Annotated in this window: 12 protein-coding genes; 11 read left to right on the plus strand and 1 reads right to left on the minus strand. The window is 50.7% G+C overall.

Features of this window, described 5'->3' with window-relative positions; all coding sequences use genetic code 11:
* The first annotated feature begins 64 nt into the window (after positions 1-64).
* The 8 genes from WG68_RS01180 (at position 65) to metH (ending at position 9832) form a co-directional block, all read left to right on the plus strand.
* Positions 65-919 (plus strand): universal stress protein, encoded by an 855-nt coding sequence (locus tag WG68_RS01180; RefSeq protein WP_046555815.1) that lies wholly within the window; start codon positions 65-67, stop codon positions 917-919.
* A gap of 80 nt (positions 920-999) precedes the next feature.
* Positions 1000-2451 carry a sodium:proton antiporter NhaD gene (gene nhaD, locus WG68_RS01185; RefSeq protein WP_046555816.1) on the plus strand — a complete coding sequence of 484 codons (1452 nt, stop codon included), beginning with the start codon at positions 1000-1002 and terminating at the stop codon, positions 2449-2451.
* A gap of 37 nt (positions 2452-2488) precedes the next feature.
* Complete coding sequence (locus WG68_RS01190; protein WP_046555817.1) at positions 2489-3946, plus strand: NAD-dependent succinate-semialdehyde dehydrogenase; 1458 nt, start codon at positions 2489-2491, stop codon at positions 3944-3946.
* 40 nt (positions 3947-3986) lie between these two features.
* On the plus strand, positions 3987-4595 hold the full coding sequence (gene pnuC, locus WG68_RS01195) for a nicotinamide riboside transporter PnuC (RefSeq protein ID WP_046555818.1): 609 nt from the start codon (positions 3987-3989) through the stop codon (positions 4593-4595).
* Positions 4592-4987, plus strand: a complete 396-nt coding sequence (locus WG68_RS01200; protein ID WP_046555819.1) for a DCC1-like thiol-disulfide oxidoreductase family protein — start codon at positions 4592-4594, stop codon at positions 4985-4987. The genes pnuC and WG68_RS01200 overlap by 4 nt, the downstream gene beginning before the upstream one ends.
* A 205-nt stretch (positions 4988-5192) precedes the next feature.
* Positions 5193-6119, plus strand: a complete 927-nt coding sequence (locus tag WG68_RS01205; protein ID WP_046555820.1) for a homoserine O-succinyltransferase — start codon at positions 5193-5195, stop codon at positions 6117-6119.
* A 27-nt stretch (positions 6120-6146) separates the two neighbouring features.
* Positions 6147-7211: a homocysteine S-methyltransferase family protein gene (locus WG68_RS19955; protein WP_046555821.1), complete on the plus strand. Its 1065-nt coding sequence runs from the start codon at positions 6147-6149 to the stop codon at positions 7209-7211.
* Positions 7211-9832, plus strand: a complete 2622-nt coding sequence (gene metH / locus WG68_RS01215) for a methionine synthase (RefSeq protein ID WP_046555822.1) — start codon at positions 7211-7213, stop codon at positions 9830-9832. Before WG68_RS19955 ends, metH begins: the two co-directional genes overlap by 1 nt.
* A 22-nt stretch (positions 9833-9854) precedes the next feature.
* Here the strand turns inward: metH and WG68_RS01220 are convergent, their stop codons facing one another.
* On the minus strand, positions 9855-13421 hold the full coding sequence (locus WG68_RS01220; protein WP_235357611.1) for a hybrid sensor histidine kinase/response regulator: 3567 nt from the start codon (positions 13419-13421) through the stop codon (positions 9855-9857).
* A gap of 262 nt (positions 13422-13683) precedes the next feature.
* Between WG68_RS01220 and WG68_RS01225 the strand changes: the two genes are divergently transcribed.
* From WG68_RS01225 to WG68_RS01235, 3 genes are all read left to right on the plus strand, one after another.
* A complete protein-coding gene (locus WG68_RS01225; protein WP_083981754.1) occupies positions 13684-14445 on the plus strand; it encodes a substrate-binding periplasmic protein in 762 nt (253 codons plus the stop codon).
* A gap of 204 nt (positions 14446-14649) precedes the next feature.
* Positions 14650-15396 (plus strand): DUF2189 domain-containing protein, encoded by a 747-nt coding sequence (locus WG68_RS01230; RefSeq protein WP_046555974.1) that lies wholly within the window; start codon positions 14650-14652, stop codon positions 15394-15396.
* Between the two features lie 2 nt (positions 15397-15398).
* Positions 15399-15866 carry a regulatory protein RecX gene (locus tag WG68_RS01235; protein WP_046555825.1) on the plus strand — a complete coding sequence of 156 codons (468 nt, stop codon included), beginning with the start codon at positions 15399-15401 and terminating at the stop codon, positions 15864-15866.
* The last annotated feature ends 4 nt before the right edge of the window (positions 15867-15870 follow it).

Below are 15870 nucleotides of genomic sequence, written 5' to 3' on the forward strand. Positions count from 1 at the left end.
ATAATTTGCACTCAGCCGAATTGCAGTAGGCTGAGTCGAATACAGGCAACAGGAGACAATAATAATGACAAAAAAAGTAATGGCATGTATTGATGCCTCACCTTATGCCGAAGCCGTATGCGATTACGCGGTATGGGCTGCTAACCGTCTGTCAGTGCCTATGGCCGTTATTCATGTGCTGGATAAAGCCCAGCATACACATACCCCCGACTTAAGCGGCAGTATTGGTTTAGGTTCGCAAGAGGTATTATTGCAGCAACTGGCCGAGCTGGACGAAAAGCACGGCAAGTTAGCGCTGGAACGCGGCCGTTTAATGCTGGATGCGGCCAGAAGCCGGGCCGAGCAAGCCGGTGTTAATGGGGTAGATGAGCGTTTGCGTCACGGTACCCTGGTAGAAACCCTGGTAGAGTTAGAAGAAGAAACCCGCTTACTGGTAATGGGCAAGCGTGGTTTTAGCAGTGCCGATGCCCATGGCCATATGGGGTTGCATGTTGAGCAGGTAATTCGCCGCCTGCACAAGCCGATACTGTTAACCCAGCAAAGCTACAAAGCACCGCAGCGCATTATGCTGGCATACGATGGCAGTGCCACCGCCCTAAAAGGCCTGGAAATGCTGGCAGCCAGCCCGTTGGGCAAAGGCTTGCCAGTGCATCTGGTGATGGCCGGTGCCAATATTGAAGCAGCTCAGCAGCAAATGGAAACGGCAGCCCAGATTTTACGCAATGCCGGTTTTGATACCAGGGTGGCTATTGTCGGTGGCGAACCAGAAGAAGTACTAAATCAGTATCAGCAGGAACATCATATCGACCTGATGGTAATGGGGGCTTATGGCCATTCCCGGATCCGTCAGTTTATTGTTGGCAGTACCACTACTGCCATGATCAGCAAGGCTAAGTGTTCCTTGTTGATCCTTCGCTGATAAAACAGACAACCCGGCGCCCTGCCGGGTTGTCTGTTTTATTGTTTTACTATTGTTGTTTAAATTTGAAGTAGCCAATCATGTTTAAGTTCAGCATCATCCTGTTAAGTTTATTTGCGTTACTGTGTTCCCCTGTTGCTTTTGCTGCCAGCGGCCCGTTGGCATTAACCGCAACCGCCACTGGTTATATTGCCTTATTTATCTTTATCATCGCTTACATTTTGGTGATGCTGGAAGAGAAAATCCATTTACGTAAGTCGAAGCCGGTATTGGTGGCGGCTGGTATTATCTGGGCGCTGATTGGCTGGCGTTATATGCAGGCCGATTTACCGTCGTTAACCGAGGATGCTGTCCGCCATACCTTGCTTGAGTTTGCTGAGCTGATGTTGTTTTTGCTGGTGGCGATGACCTACATTAATGCGCTGGAAGAGCGCAGGGTATTTGATGCGCTGCGCAGCTGGATGGTGCGTAAGGGCTTCAGCTATAAGTCGTTGTTCTGGATAACCGGTATTTTATCGTTCTTTATCTCTCCCATTGCCGATAACCTGACCACCGCCTTACTGATGTGTGCGGTAGTAATGAAAGTAGCAGAGGGCGACAAGAAATTTATTAACCTGTGCTGTATTAACATTGTGGTGGCAGCCAATGCCGGCGGTGCTTTCAGCCCCTTTGGTGACATTACTACGCTGATGGTATGGCAAGCGGGTGTACTGCGTTTTACCGAGTTTTTGGTGCTGTTTTTCCCTGCGGTGGCTAACTATCTGATCCCAGCTATTATTATGAGTTTTTTCGTAGAGAAGCGTAAGCCTTCGGCAGTCTATGAAGAGATTGAGTTAAAACGTGGTGCTATTCGTATTCTCTGCCTGTTTTTACTGACCATTGCCACTGCCGTAGCATTTCATACCGTACTGCATTTACCGCCGGTGCTGGGCATGATGACCGGCCTGGGTTATTTACAATTTTTCGGCTTTTTCCTGCGGGTGACCTTGCCAGGTTCACTGGCGCGCAAAAAAGCCATGGCCGAACGTGCTGGCGATCAGGAGCGGATTAGAGCGCTGGGGCAGGTAGTGCCTTTTGATGTGTTTAACCGGGTGGCGCGGGCCGAATGGGATACCTTGCTGTTCTTTTACGGCGTGGTGATGTGCGTGGGTGGCCTGGGCTTTATGGGCTATCTGGAGCTGATGTCGAACCTGTTGTATACCCAATGGGATGCCACTTATGCCAACATTGCTTTAGGGGTAATATCTGCCGTAGTGGATAACATTCCAGTGATGTTCGCGGTACTGACCATGATGCCGGAAATGTCGCATGGCCACTGGTTGCTGATTACGTTAACGGCAGGGGTGGGCGGTAGCTTGTTATCCATCGGCTCAGCTGCCGGCGTGGCGCTGATGGGGCAGGCCCGAGGCTACTACACCTTTGCCGGCCACCTGAAATGGACGCCGGTGATTTTACTGGGCTATATTGCCAGCATTGCCGTGCATTTATGGTTAAATGCCGCCAGCTTTACGGAGTATGGCCTGGTGAGTTAGCCATGCCCGATGCCACCGCTATAATAAAGGATGGGTTATGAGTACACTAAACGATCAGGGTTTACTGAAAAACTCATCTTATTGGCAAAGCCAGTGGCATGCGGCTGCTAAGGACTTTACCGTTTCTAACCCAGCCACCGGCAAGGTTATTGCCAGGGTGGCTGATGCCAGTGCTGCCGATGCAGAGCAAGCGGTGGCAGCGGCAGATACCGCTTTTGCTGGCTGGGCTGCCAAGCCAGCGGCAGAGCGCTCATCACTGCTTATGCGCTGGCAGCAATTGATGCTGCAACATCAGGACGACCTGGCGTTGCTGTTAACCCTGGAGCAGGGTAAGCCGTTGGCCGAGGCCAAAGGCGAAATTGTCTATGGCGCCTCGTATTTGCAATGGTTTGCAGAAGAAGCCAGGCGGATTTACGGTGATGTTATTCCAGGTCCTGCCAGCGACAAGCGCCTTCTGGTGTTAAAACAACCCGTTGGTGTCGTTGCCGCTATTACCCCGTGGAACTTCCCCAATGCGATGATTGCCCGCAAAGCGGCTGCAGCACTGGCGGCCGGCTGTACCTTTGTGGTCAAACCTGCGCAGCAAACGCCGTTGTCGGCGCTGGCCATGGCGGAACTAGCAGATCGTGCCGGTATTCCGGCAGGGGTCTTTAATGTGGTTGCCGGTACCGATGCCGCCGGTATTGGCCAAGTGCTGACAACCGATGCACGGATTGCCAAGTTCAGTTTTACCGGCTCAACCAGAATTGGCAAGTTGCTGGCGCAGCAGTGTGCGGACAGCATGAAACGGCTTTCGATGGAGCTGGGAGGCAATGCGCCTTTTATGGTGTTTGCTGATGCTGATTTGGATGCCGCAGTAGACGGTTTAATGGCCTCAAAATTTCGCAATGCCGGCCAAACCTGTGTTTGTACTAACCGGGTGTTAATTGAGCAGACTGTGCTGGCAGCTTTTACTGAAAAACTGCAACACGCCATGGCCAAACTTATTGTTGGTGATGGCACCGTCGCAGGCGTAAACATTGGCCCACTGATTAGTGATGATGCCTGTAACAAAGTGGATGAACTGGTGCAACGCGCTGTGGCACAGGGCGCGACACTGCACTGTGGTGGTAAGCGCAGCGCTGCCGCCAGCCTGTTTTACCTGCCAACGCTGCTGAGCGGTGTCAGTAATAACATGGCCATTGCCCGGCAGGAAATATTTGGCCCGGTTGTGGCCGTGCAAAGCTTTAGCGATGAAGCCGAAGCAATACAGCTGGCCAATGCCACTGAATTTGGTTTAGCCGCTTATTTTTACAGTCGGGATATCGGTCGGATCTGGCGGGTCGCCGAAGGCCTGCAGTTTGGCATGGTCGGGGTGAACGAGGGCATTATTTCCAATGCAGCTGCGCCCTTTGGCGGTGTGAAGCAATCCGGTTATGGCCGTGAGGGCTCGAAATATGGTCTGGATGATTATCTGGACATTAAGTATTTGTGCCTGGGTGGTTTAGATAAGTAATAGCCGGCGCCTTGGTGGAAGGCATTAAGGAGGCAATAACATGGAGCTGACTGGATTTACGCTGCGTTATCTTAACCTGGCCCAGCTGGAATACGCCGCCAATGGTTTTTACTTATTAGCAGTATTTCTGGCGGCACGTAATAGTATTCATACCTGGTGGCTGGGCATTATTGGCTGCAGTTTATTTTCGGTGCTGTTTTTTCAGGTGCAACTGTATGCCGAAAGTCTGTTAATGCTGTTCTTTATTGCTACTAATGTTATTGGCTGGTACCAGTGGGGCCGTCCTGGAGGGATTAAGCAGGTCAGCCGTACCCGCGTCGCCCATCTGTTACTGTTCATTGGTATAGCGCTGGTAGTGACGGTTCTGCATGGTTATTTGCTGCATAACCTGACCAACGCCTATGCGCCTTATGTTGACTCGTCTATTTTAATGTTCAGCCTGATTGCCCAGTTTTTACTGATGAACCGCAAACTGGAAACCTGGTGGTTCTGGTTACTGGTTAATACGATTGCCATACCTTTATACCTGTCGCGCGAGCTGTATGTTACCGCCATTGTGTATGGCGGCTTCTGGTTTAATGCCTGGTATGGCTTGTATCTGTGGCGTAAGCTCAGCCAGCGGCCCGCTATGCTGGTTGCAAGCCAATGAGCAGCGATGCTGACCACCACGCGCAGATTAGGCTGATTTACGATGGTGAGTGCCCGCTGTGTCGTAACTTCAGCCAGGCGGTACGCATACGCCAGAGCCTGGGGCAGTTGCAGTTAGTGAATGCCCGAAACCGGCCCGATATCCGGCAGATGTTACAGCAGCGAGAACTGGATATTGACAAGGGCATGGTGTTGCAACTGGGTGCTAGCTGGTATCACGGCGCGGCAGCGCTGCAGATGCTGGCAATGATCAGCAGCCGCAGTGGCGTATTTAACCGCCTTAACTATTGGCTGTTTAAATCGCCCGGCCGCGCCCGGCTGTTATACCCGCTGCTGCGTGCTGGTCGCAATGTATTGCTGAGGTTATTGCGGATAACCAAAATTAATCAGTAGCGAGCTGTTAGCGGGTGCTGCTATCGTCGGCATTGTCTGTCAGGGTAAAAAGACCAAAAGTTTAAGTTTGAGCAGTTGCCAGCAGGTGTGCTGTATGGCAAAGCTGACAACTACACCTCTTATTTGGCCATCTAAACGTATAGAAGTTGACATTGCCGTAAGTTTTGCGCAAAGTAGCAGCTATGTCAGTTAACCGGATATGGCTATGCCTATTAAAGTGATCGATCAGTTGCCGGCGGTGGAAGCGCTGTCGGCAGAAAATGTGTTTGTAATGACCGAAAGCCGGGCGCAGTCACAGGATATCCGGCCACTGAAAATTGCCATTTTAAACCTGATGCCGAATAAAATTGCCACTGAGGTACAGCTACTGCGTTTGCTGGCCAACAGCCCGTTGCAGGTAGATGTAGACTTGCTGCGGATTGACGATCATGTCAGCAAAAATACACCGCCGAGCCATTTAAACTGTTTTTACCGCTATTTTTCAGAAGTTCAGCAGCAAAAGTATGACGGCTTAATTATTACCGGCGCGCCACTGGGCCTGGTCGATTACGAAGATGTGACCTACTGGGAGCAGTTTGGTGATATTTTGCGCTGGGCCGATCACAACGTCACTTCCACCTTATTTTTATGCTGGGCAGCCCATGCGGCGTTGTATCAGTATTATGGTTTGCAGCGGGAAATACGTGGCGAAAAACTGTCTGGCGTGTATTGGCAGCAGGTTAGCCAGCCGCTGTGCCCGCTGGTGCGTGGTTTTGATGATCAGTTTTTAGTGCCGCACTCGCGCTATGCTCAGGTACCTAAGCAAAAGTATCAACAGCATGATGACTTACATATCCTGGCCGAAGCCGATGTTACCGGTGCCTATTTACTGCAGAACAGCAGTGGCAGCCGGGTATTTGTTACCGGCCATCCTGAGTATGATTTATCTACCCTGGATGAAGAGTATCAGCGTGATGTCGCTGCCGGTGCCGCAGCTAAACTACCAGAAAATTATTATCGTAATAATAACCCAGTGCAGGGGCCGCAAAAGCTGTGGCAAAGTCACGCCTTTTTGCTGTTCAGCAACTGGCTGAACTATTATGTTTATCAGGCGACGCCGTTTGAACTAAGCCAGATTGGCCGCAACGCTTAAGTTACCCAGCATTATAACGAGCACTTTATGACAGCAAGACTCACCCCGGAACATTTTCGTCAGCTGCTATCTGAGCGTATTTTTATACTCGATGGCGCCATGGGTACCATGATCCAGCAGCATCGTCTGGAAGAAGCCGATTATCGTGGCGAGGAGTTTGCCAACTGGCCGAGCGATGTTAAAGGCAATAACGATTTATTAGTGCTGACCCAGCCTGATTTAATTGCCGATATTCATCGCCAGTACCTGCTGGCCGGAGCTGATATTGTTGAAACCAACAGCTTTAATGCCACAACTATCGCCATGGCCGATTACCAGATGCAAGGCTTGTCGGCGCGGATTAACCGTGAAGCGGCTGCTGTTGCACGTAAAGTCTGTGATGAGGTGAGTGCACTTCAGCCCGATAAACCGCGCTTCGTCGCCGGCGTACTGGGCCCGACTAACCGCACGGCGTCTATTTCGCCGGATGTGAACGATCCGGGCTTTCGCAATGTCAGCTTTGATGAGCTGGTCGATGCGTATACCGAATCGACCCATGCATTAATCGCAGGCGGCGCCGACATTATTATGCTGGAAACCATTTTTGATACCTTAAACGCCAAGGCGGCGGCTTTTGCGGTACTAAAAGTGTTTGATGAAGTTGGTTTTAAGCTACCGGTGATGATCTCCGGCACTATTACCGATGCCTCTGGCCGCACCCTGTCAGGCCAGACGACCGAAGCCTTTTACCATAGCCTGGCCCATGTTGAACCGGTGTGTTTTGGCCTGAACTGTGCGCTGGGGCCTGATTTATTGCGGCCTTATGTGGAAACCTTAGCCGGCGTGTCTGAGGCCTATGTCTCGGTGCACCCCAATGCCGGCCTGCCAAATGAGTTTGGTGAATACGATTTAGGGGCACAAGAGATGGCAGCAGAAATTGCCGATTGGGCCAAACAGGGCTTTTTAAATATTGTCGGCGGCTGCTGTGGCACTACGCCTGAGCATATTAAAGCGATAGCGGATGCAGTAAAAGATGCGCCGCCGCGCCAGCCCAAAATAGCCGATTACAGCTTTCATTTAGCCGGCCTTGAAGCCTTTTCGGTGGAGTGGTAATGCGACAACAAGCCCGATTTATCAATGTAGGCGAGCGGACCAATGTTACCGGCTCGGCCAGATTTAAAAAGCTGATTTTAAATGGCGACTATGAGGCGGCGCTCGATGTTGCGCGCCAACAAGTAGAAAGCGGCGCGCAAATCATCGATATTAACATGGACGAAGCCATGCTCGACAGCAAGGCAGCCATGGTGCGTTATTTAAGCTTATTGGCATCCGAGCCTGATATTTCACGGGTGCCGATTATGGTCGACTCGTCAAAATGGGAAGTGATAGAAGCGGCGCTAAAATGCATTCAGGGTAAGGCGGTGGTGAACTCTATTTCGCTAAAAGAAGGCGAAGCACCGTTTTTACAGCAGGCGCGTTTATTGCGGCGTTACGGCGCAGCCGTGGTGGTGATGGCGTTTGACGAAAAGGGCCAGGCCGATACCAAGCTGCGTAAAGTCGAAATTTGCCAGCGCGCTTATAAAATTCTGACCGAACAAATCGGCTTCCCGCCGCAGGACATTATTTTTGACCCGAATATCTTCGCCGTGGCCACCGGTATTGAAGAACACAACAACTACGCGGTCGACTTTATTGAGGCTACCCGTGAAATAAAACGGCTGTGCCCGCACGCGAAAATCTCCGGCGGTGTATCCAATGTGTCGTTCTCGTTTCGCGGCAACGATGCCGTGCGCGAGGCTATTCACTCGGTATTTTTATACCATGCTATTGGCGCCGGTATGGATATGGGTATTGTGAATGCCGGCCAGTTAACCGTATACGACGATATTCCGCCGCTGTTAAAAGAGCGGGTGGAAGACGTTATTTTAAACCGGCGCGACGATGCCACCGAACGCTTGCTGGAAATTGCCGCCCAGTTTAAAGGTGATGGCAGTGTGGCTGAAAAAGTGGATGATGCCTGGCGCAGCCTGCCGGTAAATAAACGGCTGGAACATGCCTTAGTGAAAGGTATTACCGACTTTATTGATATCGACACTGAAGAAGCGCGCCAACAAGCTGCAAAACCGCTACACGTGATTGAAGGGCCGTTAATGGACGGCATGAATGTGGTTGGCGATTTATTTGGCGAGGGCAAAATGTTCCTGCCGCAGGTGGTAAAATCGGCCCGGGTGATGAAAAAAGCGGTGGCTTATCTGCAGCCGTATATTGAGCTGGAAAAAGAAGGCGGCCGCGCCCAGGGTAAGGTGCTGCTAGCCACAGTAAAAGGCGATGTGCATGACATCGGTAAAAACATTGTTGGCGTGGTGCTGCAGTGTAATAACTTTGAAGTGATTGACTTAGGCGTGATGGTGCCCTGTGCCGAGCTGCTCAGGGTAGCCAAAGAGCGTGATGTGGATGTGATTGGCTTATCCGGCCTGATTACGCCATCGCTCGATGAAATGGTGCATGTCGCCAAAGAGATGACCCGCCTGGGCTTTACCCAGCCGCTGTTAATTGGTGGTGCTACCACCTCTAAAGCCCATACTGCAGTGAAAATAGAGCCTAATTACGCCAATGGTGTGGTGTATGTGCCTAATGCCTCGCGCAGTGTGTCGGTGGTGCAATCTTTAATTACCCCCGACAGCAAAGCCGATTATTTAACCCGGATTAAAAACGAGTATGTGGTGGCGCGCGAGCAACATGCCCGAAGCCGCCCAGGTGAAAAACTGCTCAGTTTAGTGGAAGCCAAAGCCAATAAATTTCAGCTCGATCTCAGCAAAGTGGCACCAAAGCCAAAACAGCCCGGTGTGCACTTATGGCCGGATGTTGATTTAAACATTTTGCGTGATTATATCGACTGGACGCCATTCTTTTTAACCTGGCAGTTATCCGGTAAGTATCCGGCGATTTTAAATCATGCCGAAGTGGGCATGGAGGCGCGCCGGGTGTTTAAAGATGCCAATGCCATTCTTGATACCATGATTAACGACGGCCATGTTAAAGGTAAAGCGGTATTTGGCTTATTCCCGGCAAACAGCGACGGTGATGATATCGTGGTGTTTACCGATGAGACGCGCAGCATTGAAAAGGTGCGGCTGTATAACCTGCGCCAGCAATTGCAGCTGAGAAATAATGCTCCCAATTGCAGCCTGGCTGATTTTATCGCACCAATAGGCAGTGGCGTGGCGGATTATATCGGCGGCTTTGCCGTCAGCACTGGTTTTGGCGCGGATGAGTTTGCTGCTAAATTTGCTGCCGAACATGATGATTACAACAGCATTATGGTTAAGGCGTTAGCCGATCGTTTAGCGGAGGCTCTTGCTGAATACCTGCACTTAAAAGTACGGCGCGAGTACTGGGGCTATGCCGCTGATGAAACACTGAGCAATGAGCAGCTTATTCGCGAGCTGTACCAAGGCATAAGGCCGGCGCCAGGGTATCCGGCCTGCCCCGAGCACACCGAAAAAGGCACCTTGTGGCAGTTACTGGATGTTGAGGCACAAACCGGTATCGTACTGACTGAAAGCTACGCCATGTGGCCTGGGGCTGCCGTAAGCGGCTGGTACTTTGGCCACCCCGACAGTAAGTACTTTGCCGTCAGCAAAATTGGTGAAGATCAACTTACTGCCTATGCAACAAAAAAGGGCTGGAGCCGCGCCGAGGCAGAAAGCTGGCTGGCGCCAAATATTCGCTGACAGTCATGCCTTAGCATGGCTGTCAGCGCGCGGTATCAGCAAATGTCTGTTCCAGCTTCGCCGCCAGTACCGACAGTTCAACAGGCTTGGTCAGCATATCGGTAAAACCGCTGTTATGAATTTGCGCGATTACCTCCGCTGAGTGATGCGCAGTGAGTGCCAGGACAGGCACATTGGTCAGCGTTGAGCATTGTCGCAACGCCTTAAATGTGGCAAAACCGTCCATTTGCGGCATTTCAATGTCCAGCAAAATCAGGGCGACACTGTGTTGCTGCAGCCAGTCTAAAGCTTGCTGGCCACCGCTCACCACATGAGCCTGGTAGCCAAGTTTTTCCAGCATCAGTTTTAACAGGTTCTGATTAAAGTAATTGTCATCAATCACTAAAATCTGGCGGTCTGCGTTGGCAGAACCAGGGCTGTTGGTTTTACCGGACCCGGGGCTGTTTGTGTTAGCCGGCTCTGCGGCGGCAGGCACGTTGGCAACAGGCAGGCTTAGTGTAAAACTAAAGGTACTGCCCACACCCGGCTGACTGCTTAGCATCAAATCTGAGCCCATTAATTGTACCAGCCGCTGACAGATAGTCAGTCCGAGGCCTGTGCCGCCGTATTTGCGACTGACCGAATTATCCGCCTGCTGAAACGGCTGAAATAATATGGCTTGTTCTGCTGCGCTGATGCCAATGCCGGTATCGGTTAACGCGAAATGTAGCTGGTCGGCGCCAGCTGCTGTAATTTGTAACTGGATACTGCCGTGTTCAGTGAACTTAATCGCATTACTCAGCAGGTTCATTAATACCTGGCTTAAACGCAGTGGATCGCCGCAGCGGTGGTCGCTAATATCGGCTGCCAGTAATCGCTGGTAGGTCAGCCCCTTACTATTGAGCTGGCCGCTGAACAGATCTTCCACCTGGCTTAGCGTATCGCGCAGTGAAAAATCGGTTTGTTCTAATTCCAGTTTGCCGGCCTCAATTTTAGAGAAATCCAGAATATCATTGATAATACTGAGCAGGATTTTACCGGCAGCACGAATTCTTACCAGGTAATGCTGCTTTTTTTCCACTGCAGCTGTGGCTTCTGCCAGTTCAGCAAAACCCAGTACTGCATTAAGTGGCGTGCGCAGCTCATGACTCATATTAGCCAGGAATTGTGCTTTGGCCCGGCTGGCGCTTTCTGCTGTCTCGCGAGCCAGTTGCAGTTGTTCCATGGTTTGCTCAAGGTGTTTGGTGCGCAATTGAACCTGCTGACTAAGGCGTTGCTGCTCAATAATGGCACTGTGCATCCGCCAACGGTGCAATAAATATAACAGCGCCATCGCCAACAACAGATAACTTAACAGCATGCTCCAATGCCAGTACCAGGGGCTGGCTATCTGAAAATGCAGGGTATCAGCACTGCTTATCTGGCCGGCCATATTTTTGGCTCTGAGCTGAAACTGGTAGCGGCCGCTTTTCAGGTTGGTGTAATCGCGATAATGCTCCAGGCGCCAACTGGACCAGTCATCATCGTGGCCAACCAGCCGCACTTGTAGCTGATCTGGTTGCAGTGGATTGTAATTGGGGCTACTGAACTGAAACCGCAGGTTGCGTTGTTGACTATTCAGGTGCATCACTTCAGGTAACTCGCCGCCACTGTATAAGGCGTGCTGCTGATCGACCAGTATTTTACGCAACACAGGCGGTTTTGGCTGATGCGGCTGATACTGATCGTCGGCAAACCGGAAAATGCCCTCGGCCCCGCCGAACCAGATCAGTGGCAATTCAACCAGAATAGTGTCCAGCGGCACATCCGACAACGGCTGTAACGCTGTGCCTTGCCATTGATAGCGGCCGCTGGCATCGGGCTTGGCTACACTAGCCGAGCGGGTACCATTAACATTATCCCACAATAACATCCAGATCCGGCCTTGCTCATCAAGTGTGGGGTTACGGACCCAAGGCTGCTCGCTGCCAAACAGAGTTTGAAAGGCATCGGCCTGTTCAAATTGCTGCAGGGTTGCGTTATAACTGAGGATGCCGCGGACAGAGGCAACAACCAGTTGCTCGTCAAACAAATGGACAGAGTTCCGGTTCAGGCTGGGTAAGCCCTGCTCTTTGGTAAAGCGTGTTATCGCCAGAGGTAATGATGCGCCACCTTGCCAGGATGCTGGCAATTGCAGCCGGTAAACACCGTGGGCCAGGGTGCCAAGCCAAAGTTGTCCATCAGTCATTTCTACAATGCTGTTTAAGTTGCCTTTGACACCCGGCACCCGGCCTTCATCCTGCCATTGACCATCAACATAACGCATTGTTGCCAGGCCGTCCTGCAGCCCAACGTAAACCCGGTCAGGATCAAACCGGGATACCTGTAATACTTTGCTGGCCTGGGGGGATGGCCGGATAAGAGTTAATTGCTCATCTGCCAGCTGATAAACCCCTTCATTGTTGGCAATCAGCAGCCGTTGCCGGAACGTTGTAAAACCCCAGGTTTGTTTTTGCAGTGGCGCTAGCTGGACAAACTGGCCACTACCATCCTCCCGCCCCTGCAAACGGAATAAGCCCAGGCTGGTGCCGGCATAAAGCTGCTGTTGATAGCGGGTTAAGGCAAGGACATTGCCGGCCAGGCCGCTGGCGCCGTGATGAGCAGTAATAGCAGAATTTAGTGCAATCCGGGACAGCCCATGATCCAGCCCGAGCCAGAGGCCACCCTGATGATCCTGATATAAGGCCCTGACATTTTGATCGAGTAAACCGGAGTTACGGTTATAGTGACCAAGCAGTTTGCCTTGTTTGTTCAGGATGAAAACGCCGTTTTGCACGGTGCCAAGGGCAATATTGCCATTGTTCAGGGTCAGGCCACTGTATAAAACCGCGTCCTTTAGTTGCTGGTCATAAGCGGTGGGAAAGCGCGTAATGCCATTTTCGTTGATTAAATACAAACCTTGTTCCCGGCTACCGGCCAGCAGGGTATTTTCGCTAAAAGGCTCAAGCACAAAAATGCTTTCATTGGCAAAATGTTCGCCGCCTGGTATTAACTGAAAATTGTCCTGATGCATCATCAGTAAGCCAGTGCCCTGTTCACGAATATAAAGCCGCTGATTAACCCAAAACGCTTTTAAAAAACTGCTGTTGCTGCGCCAAACCTCTATTTTTTCATCACGTAACCGGAATACATAGTCGCGACTGGTAAAGTAGACACTGTCTTCGCTGGCAAAGGTCTGCCGGATATCCTGGAAATCACGAAAGCTGGTCGGGATCAAATGCAGCAATGACTGGTAACGGGATTGGCCTGCGCTGTGGTCGATGTAACCGATATCACCTTTAGCTCCAACATACACCCGGCCATCAGCAGCCAGTGCCAGTGAGCGGGCAACTGATTTATTGCTGGTTTGCAGGGTGCGCCAGATCTGACCATCGTATTCCAGCACGCCAACATTGTTGCCGACATAAAGCAAACCCCGTTGGTCCTGCAGCATTGCCCAGTTCTGGGTGCCTGCATGATAATCTTTTGGTTTAAGGTTATGCAGCATTGGCATACCATGTTCAAAAGTGGCGGCTAACGCCGGTACCAGCGAAACCATTATCAGTAGTAGTAAGGTGCCAATGCATCGCAAACAATATCTTTGATGGCATGACAAAATAAGGTCGGGCACTGTGAACTCCATTTCTGTAGTGTTGCCGTCAGACTGACGAGCAAACTATCTTAACGTGAGTAACCAGCCTAGCCAAGCATTCTGCAAGTATTGAGGGGTAGTGCATACTGCGGCCGCAAGCTTTCAGTCAGCTAAGCGGCGCTAATGTGTAGCTGCAAATAAATTCTTTCAGTTTGCTAAAAAAGCGTTATGCTAAATAAAACATCAGCTAAGGAATACATCGGTGCGGCTGACTTGGATGCTGGGTCTATTGTTACTGTTTTGCAGTGCACTGTTATCGGCAGCGCCTTTAACCGTGCTGGTGGGACAACAAAAACCACCTTATATTAATACGGCAAATATCTCTGGTTATGAAGTTGAGTTATTAGCCGAAGTTGTTAGCCGGATGGGCTTTGAGCCGGTTTTTGTGTTTGTGCCTAATGCCAGAATTAAGCATTTACTGGAACAGGGCGAGGGCGATATTGCCAGCTTACAACCGGTTTCAACTGATGAAACGGGGCTGTTTTATTCAAACCCTTACATTCGTTATCAGAACATTGCCGTCAGCCTGGCCAAAAACGAATTGGTTATTAGCCATAGCAGTGATTTAGGCCGCTATTCAGTATTGGCTTTTCAGAATGCCCGGCTGGTATTGGGGCCAGATTACACCGATATGGCGCAAATATCTGGCGAATACCGGGAAACCGTTGACCAGCAAGCTCAGCTAAAGATGCTGTTGCAACAGAGGGTGCAGGTGGTGGTAATGGATCGCAATATTTTTAACCATTACCGGCTGCAGGCAGATAATGCGGATGGGTTTGCCATTCATCCGTTATTCAACACCACTTTGTATCGGGCGGCATTTCGGGATGCCGCAGTGCAGCGGTCGTTTGACCGGGCTCTGCTAAGCGTGATGCTAGATAGCTGGTATCAGCGGCTGCAACGTAAATATTTTGGTGAGGAAAACCAAACTTTACACCACAAGCTGTTATGTTCCGAAGGCTAGAGAGTTACTCCGTTCCAGTGCCTTGGCCTTGTTATTGCGCAGCAGGGTGTCCAGAACGATAAAAACATAACAATGCATCACCCCATTCTTTTTTTTAACGGGTTAGCGAAGTTTCTGCTTAGCTCTCTTATTTTTGGCTGTTTTGCAGTATGATAGCGGGCTTTGGCAGCCGCAGATGCTGCCGGCAGTAAGCAAGAGGTTAGTGTGGAAAAGCCGTTTCAACTGAAACTGATTATCAGGCGGGTAAGTGCAACCGCGTCGTTGCAATGGCTTAAAGCTGCCTGGCAGCTGTTTAAACAAACACCAGCGGTGTTTGTTGCCATGTTCTTACTAACGGCAGCAATAGGCTTGTTGCTGGCTCAGCATCAATTATCGGCGATTGTCGGTGTGTTTCTCAGCCCGTTTTTAACGGCCGGTTTTTACAAAGCGGTCGTTGGCGCCCAGCAGCAGCAAAAAATTGGCATAGACTGGTTGTTTCAGCCATTGGCAGAGCCTGCGTGTCGGCGGGTCCTGATAATGATAGCAGCGCTAAACTATTTGTTAACGACGCCGTTAATGTCCTTTCACCAACATTTGTATCAGACGATGTCTGTCGCCATAGAGGCCCGGGCTGGCATAGATGCTATTGTGCTGCTACAGCTGGTGTTAATGGTTGCGTTGTTTGCGCTGGTGTTTATGTTGTTTGCCTATGCCGTGGCCATCGCCTACTTTTTAAAAGAGCAGCGCATCGTGCTGGTATTACAGGCCAGTTTTATTGCCTGCTGGCGTAATGTAGGGGCGCTGCTGATATTCGGTTTGCTGAGCATTGCGTTGGTGTTGCTAACGTTGCCGACATTCTTTCTTGGTCTAATCGTGGTGGCGCCATTATTAAATATTGCGTTCTTTTTATCCTTTAATGACCTGTTTGCGCTGCAGGTTAATACGACAGATGATGGAGTATTAGAGGTATAGTAATGACAGATCTGGCGCAGCTGAAAAAAAACGCGTTAAACTGGCTCAGCCGACGTGACTACAGCGAGGCCCAGCTAAGCCAGCGCCTGCGTCAGCAAGGTGCTTTGCCAGAGCAGCTGGCTGAGGTGATAGCCTGGTGCAAAGCCCAGCAATACCTTGATGAAAGCCGCTTTTTAACTATGCTGGTACGCAACAGAGCGCGCCAGGGATATGGCTACAATTACCTGTTACAAGAATGCCGGGCGCAGAAAATCAGCGCCGAGCAGTTAAATAGTTGTATTAGTGCACTGGCAATCGATTGGTGGGCGCTGGCAAACATGGTCTATCAAAAGAAATATGGCGACAGCCCGCTTAGTGACTATAAAGAAAAAACCAAACGGATGGCCTTTTTGCAGCGCCGGGGCTTTAGCTCCGAGCAGATTAAGGCGGTCTTTACTGAATTAACGAACCAAACCAACCGGACAGGATAGTTTC

It is taken from the genome of Arsukibacterium ikkense (assembly GCF_000987775.1).
Taxonomy (GTDB): domain Bacteria; phylum Pseudomonadota; class Gammaproteobacteria; order Enterobacterales; family Alteromonadaceae; genus Alishewanella; species Alishewanella ikkense.

What these genes read in the sequence shown, in the direction of transcription:
- WG68_RS01180 (WP_046555815.1), top strand. Translation starts at nt 65, where the DNA reads ATGACAAAAAAAGTAATGGCATGTATTGATGCCTCACCTTATGCCGAA.
- nhaD (WP_046555816.1), top strand. Translation starts at nt 1,000, where the DNA reads ATGTTTAAGTTCAGCATCATCCTGTTAAGTTTATTTGCGTTACTGTGT.
- WG68_RS01190 (WP_046555817.1), top strand. Translation starts at nt 2,489, where the DNA reads ATGAGTACACTAAACGATCAGGGTTTACTGAAAAACTCATCTTATTGG.
- pnuC (WP_046555818.1), top strand. Translation starts at nt 3,987, where the DNA reads ATGGAGCTGACTGGATTTACGCTGCGTTATCTTAACCTGGCCCAGCTG.
- WG68_RS01200 (WP_046555819.1), top strand. Translation starts at nt 4,592, where the DNA reads ATGAGCAGCGATGCTGACCACCACGCGCAGATTAGGCTGATTTACGAT.
- WG68_RS01205 (WP_046555820.1), top strand. Translation starts at nt 5,193, where the DNA reads ATGCCTATTAAAGTGATCGATCAGTTGCCGGCGGTGGAAGCGCTGTCG.
- WG68_RS19955 (WP_046555821.1), top strand. Translation starts at nt 6,147, where the DNA reads ATGACAGCAAGACTCACCCCGGAACATTTTCGTCAGCTGCTATCTGAG.
- metH (WP_046555822.1), top strand. Translation starts at nt 7,211, where the DNA reads ATGCGACAACAAGCCCGATTTATCAATGTAGGCGAGCGGACCAATGTT.
- WG68_RS01235 (WP_046555825.1), top strand. Translation starts at nt 15,399, where the DNA reads ATGACAGATCTGGCGCAGCTGAAAAAAAACGCGTTAAACTGGCTCAGC.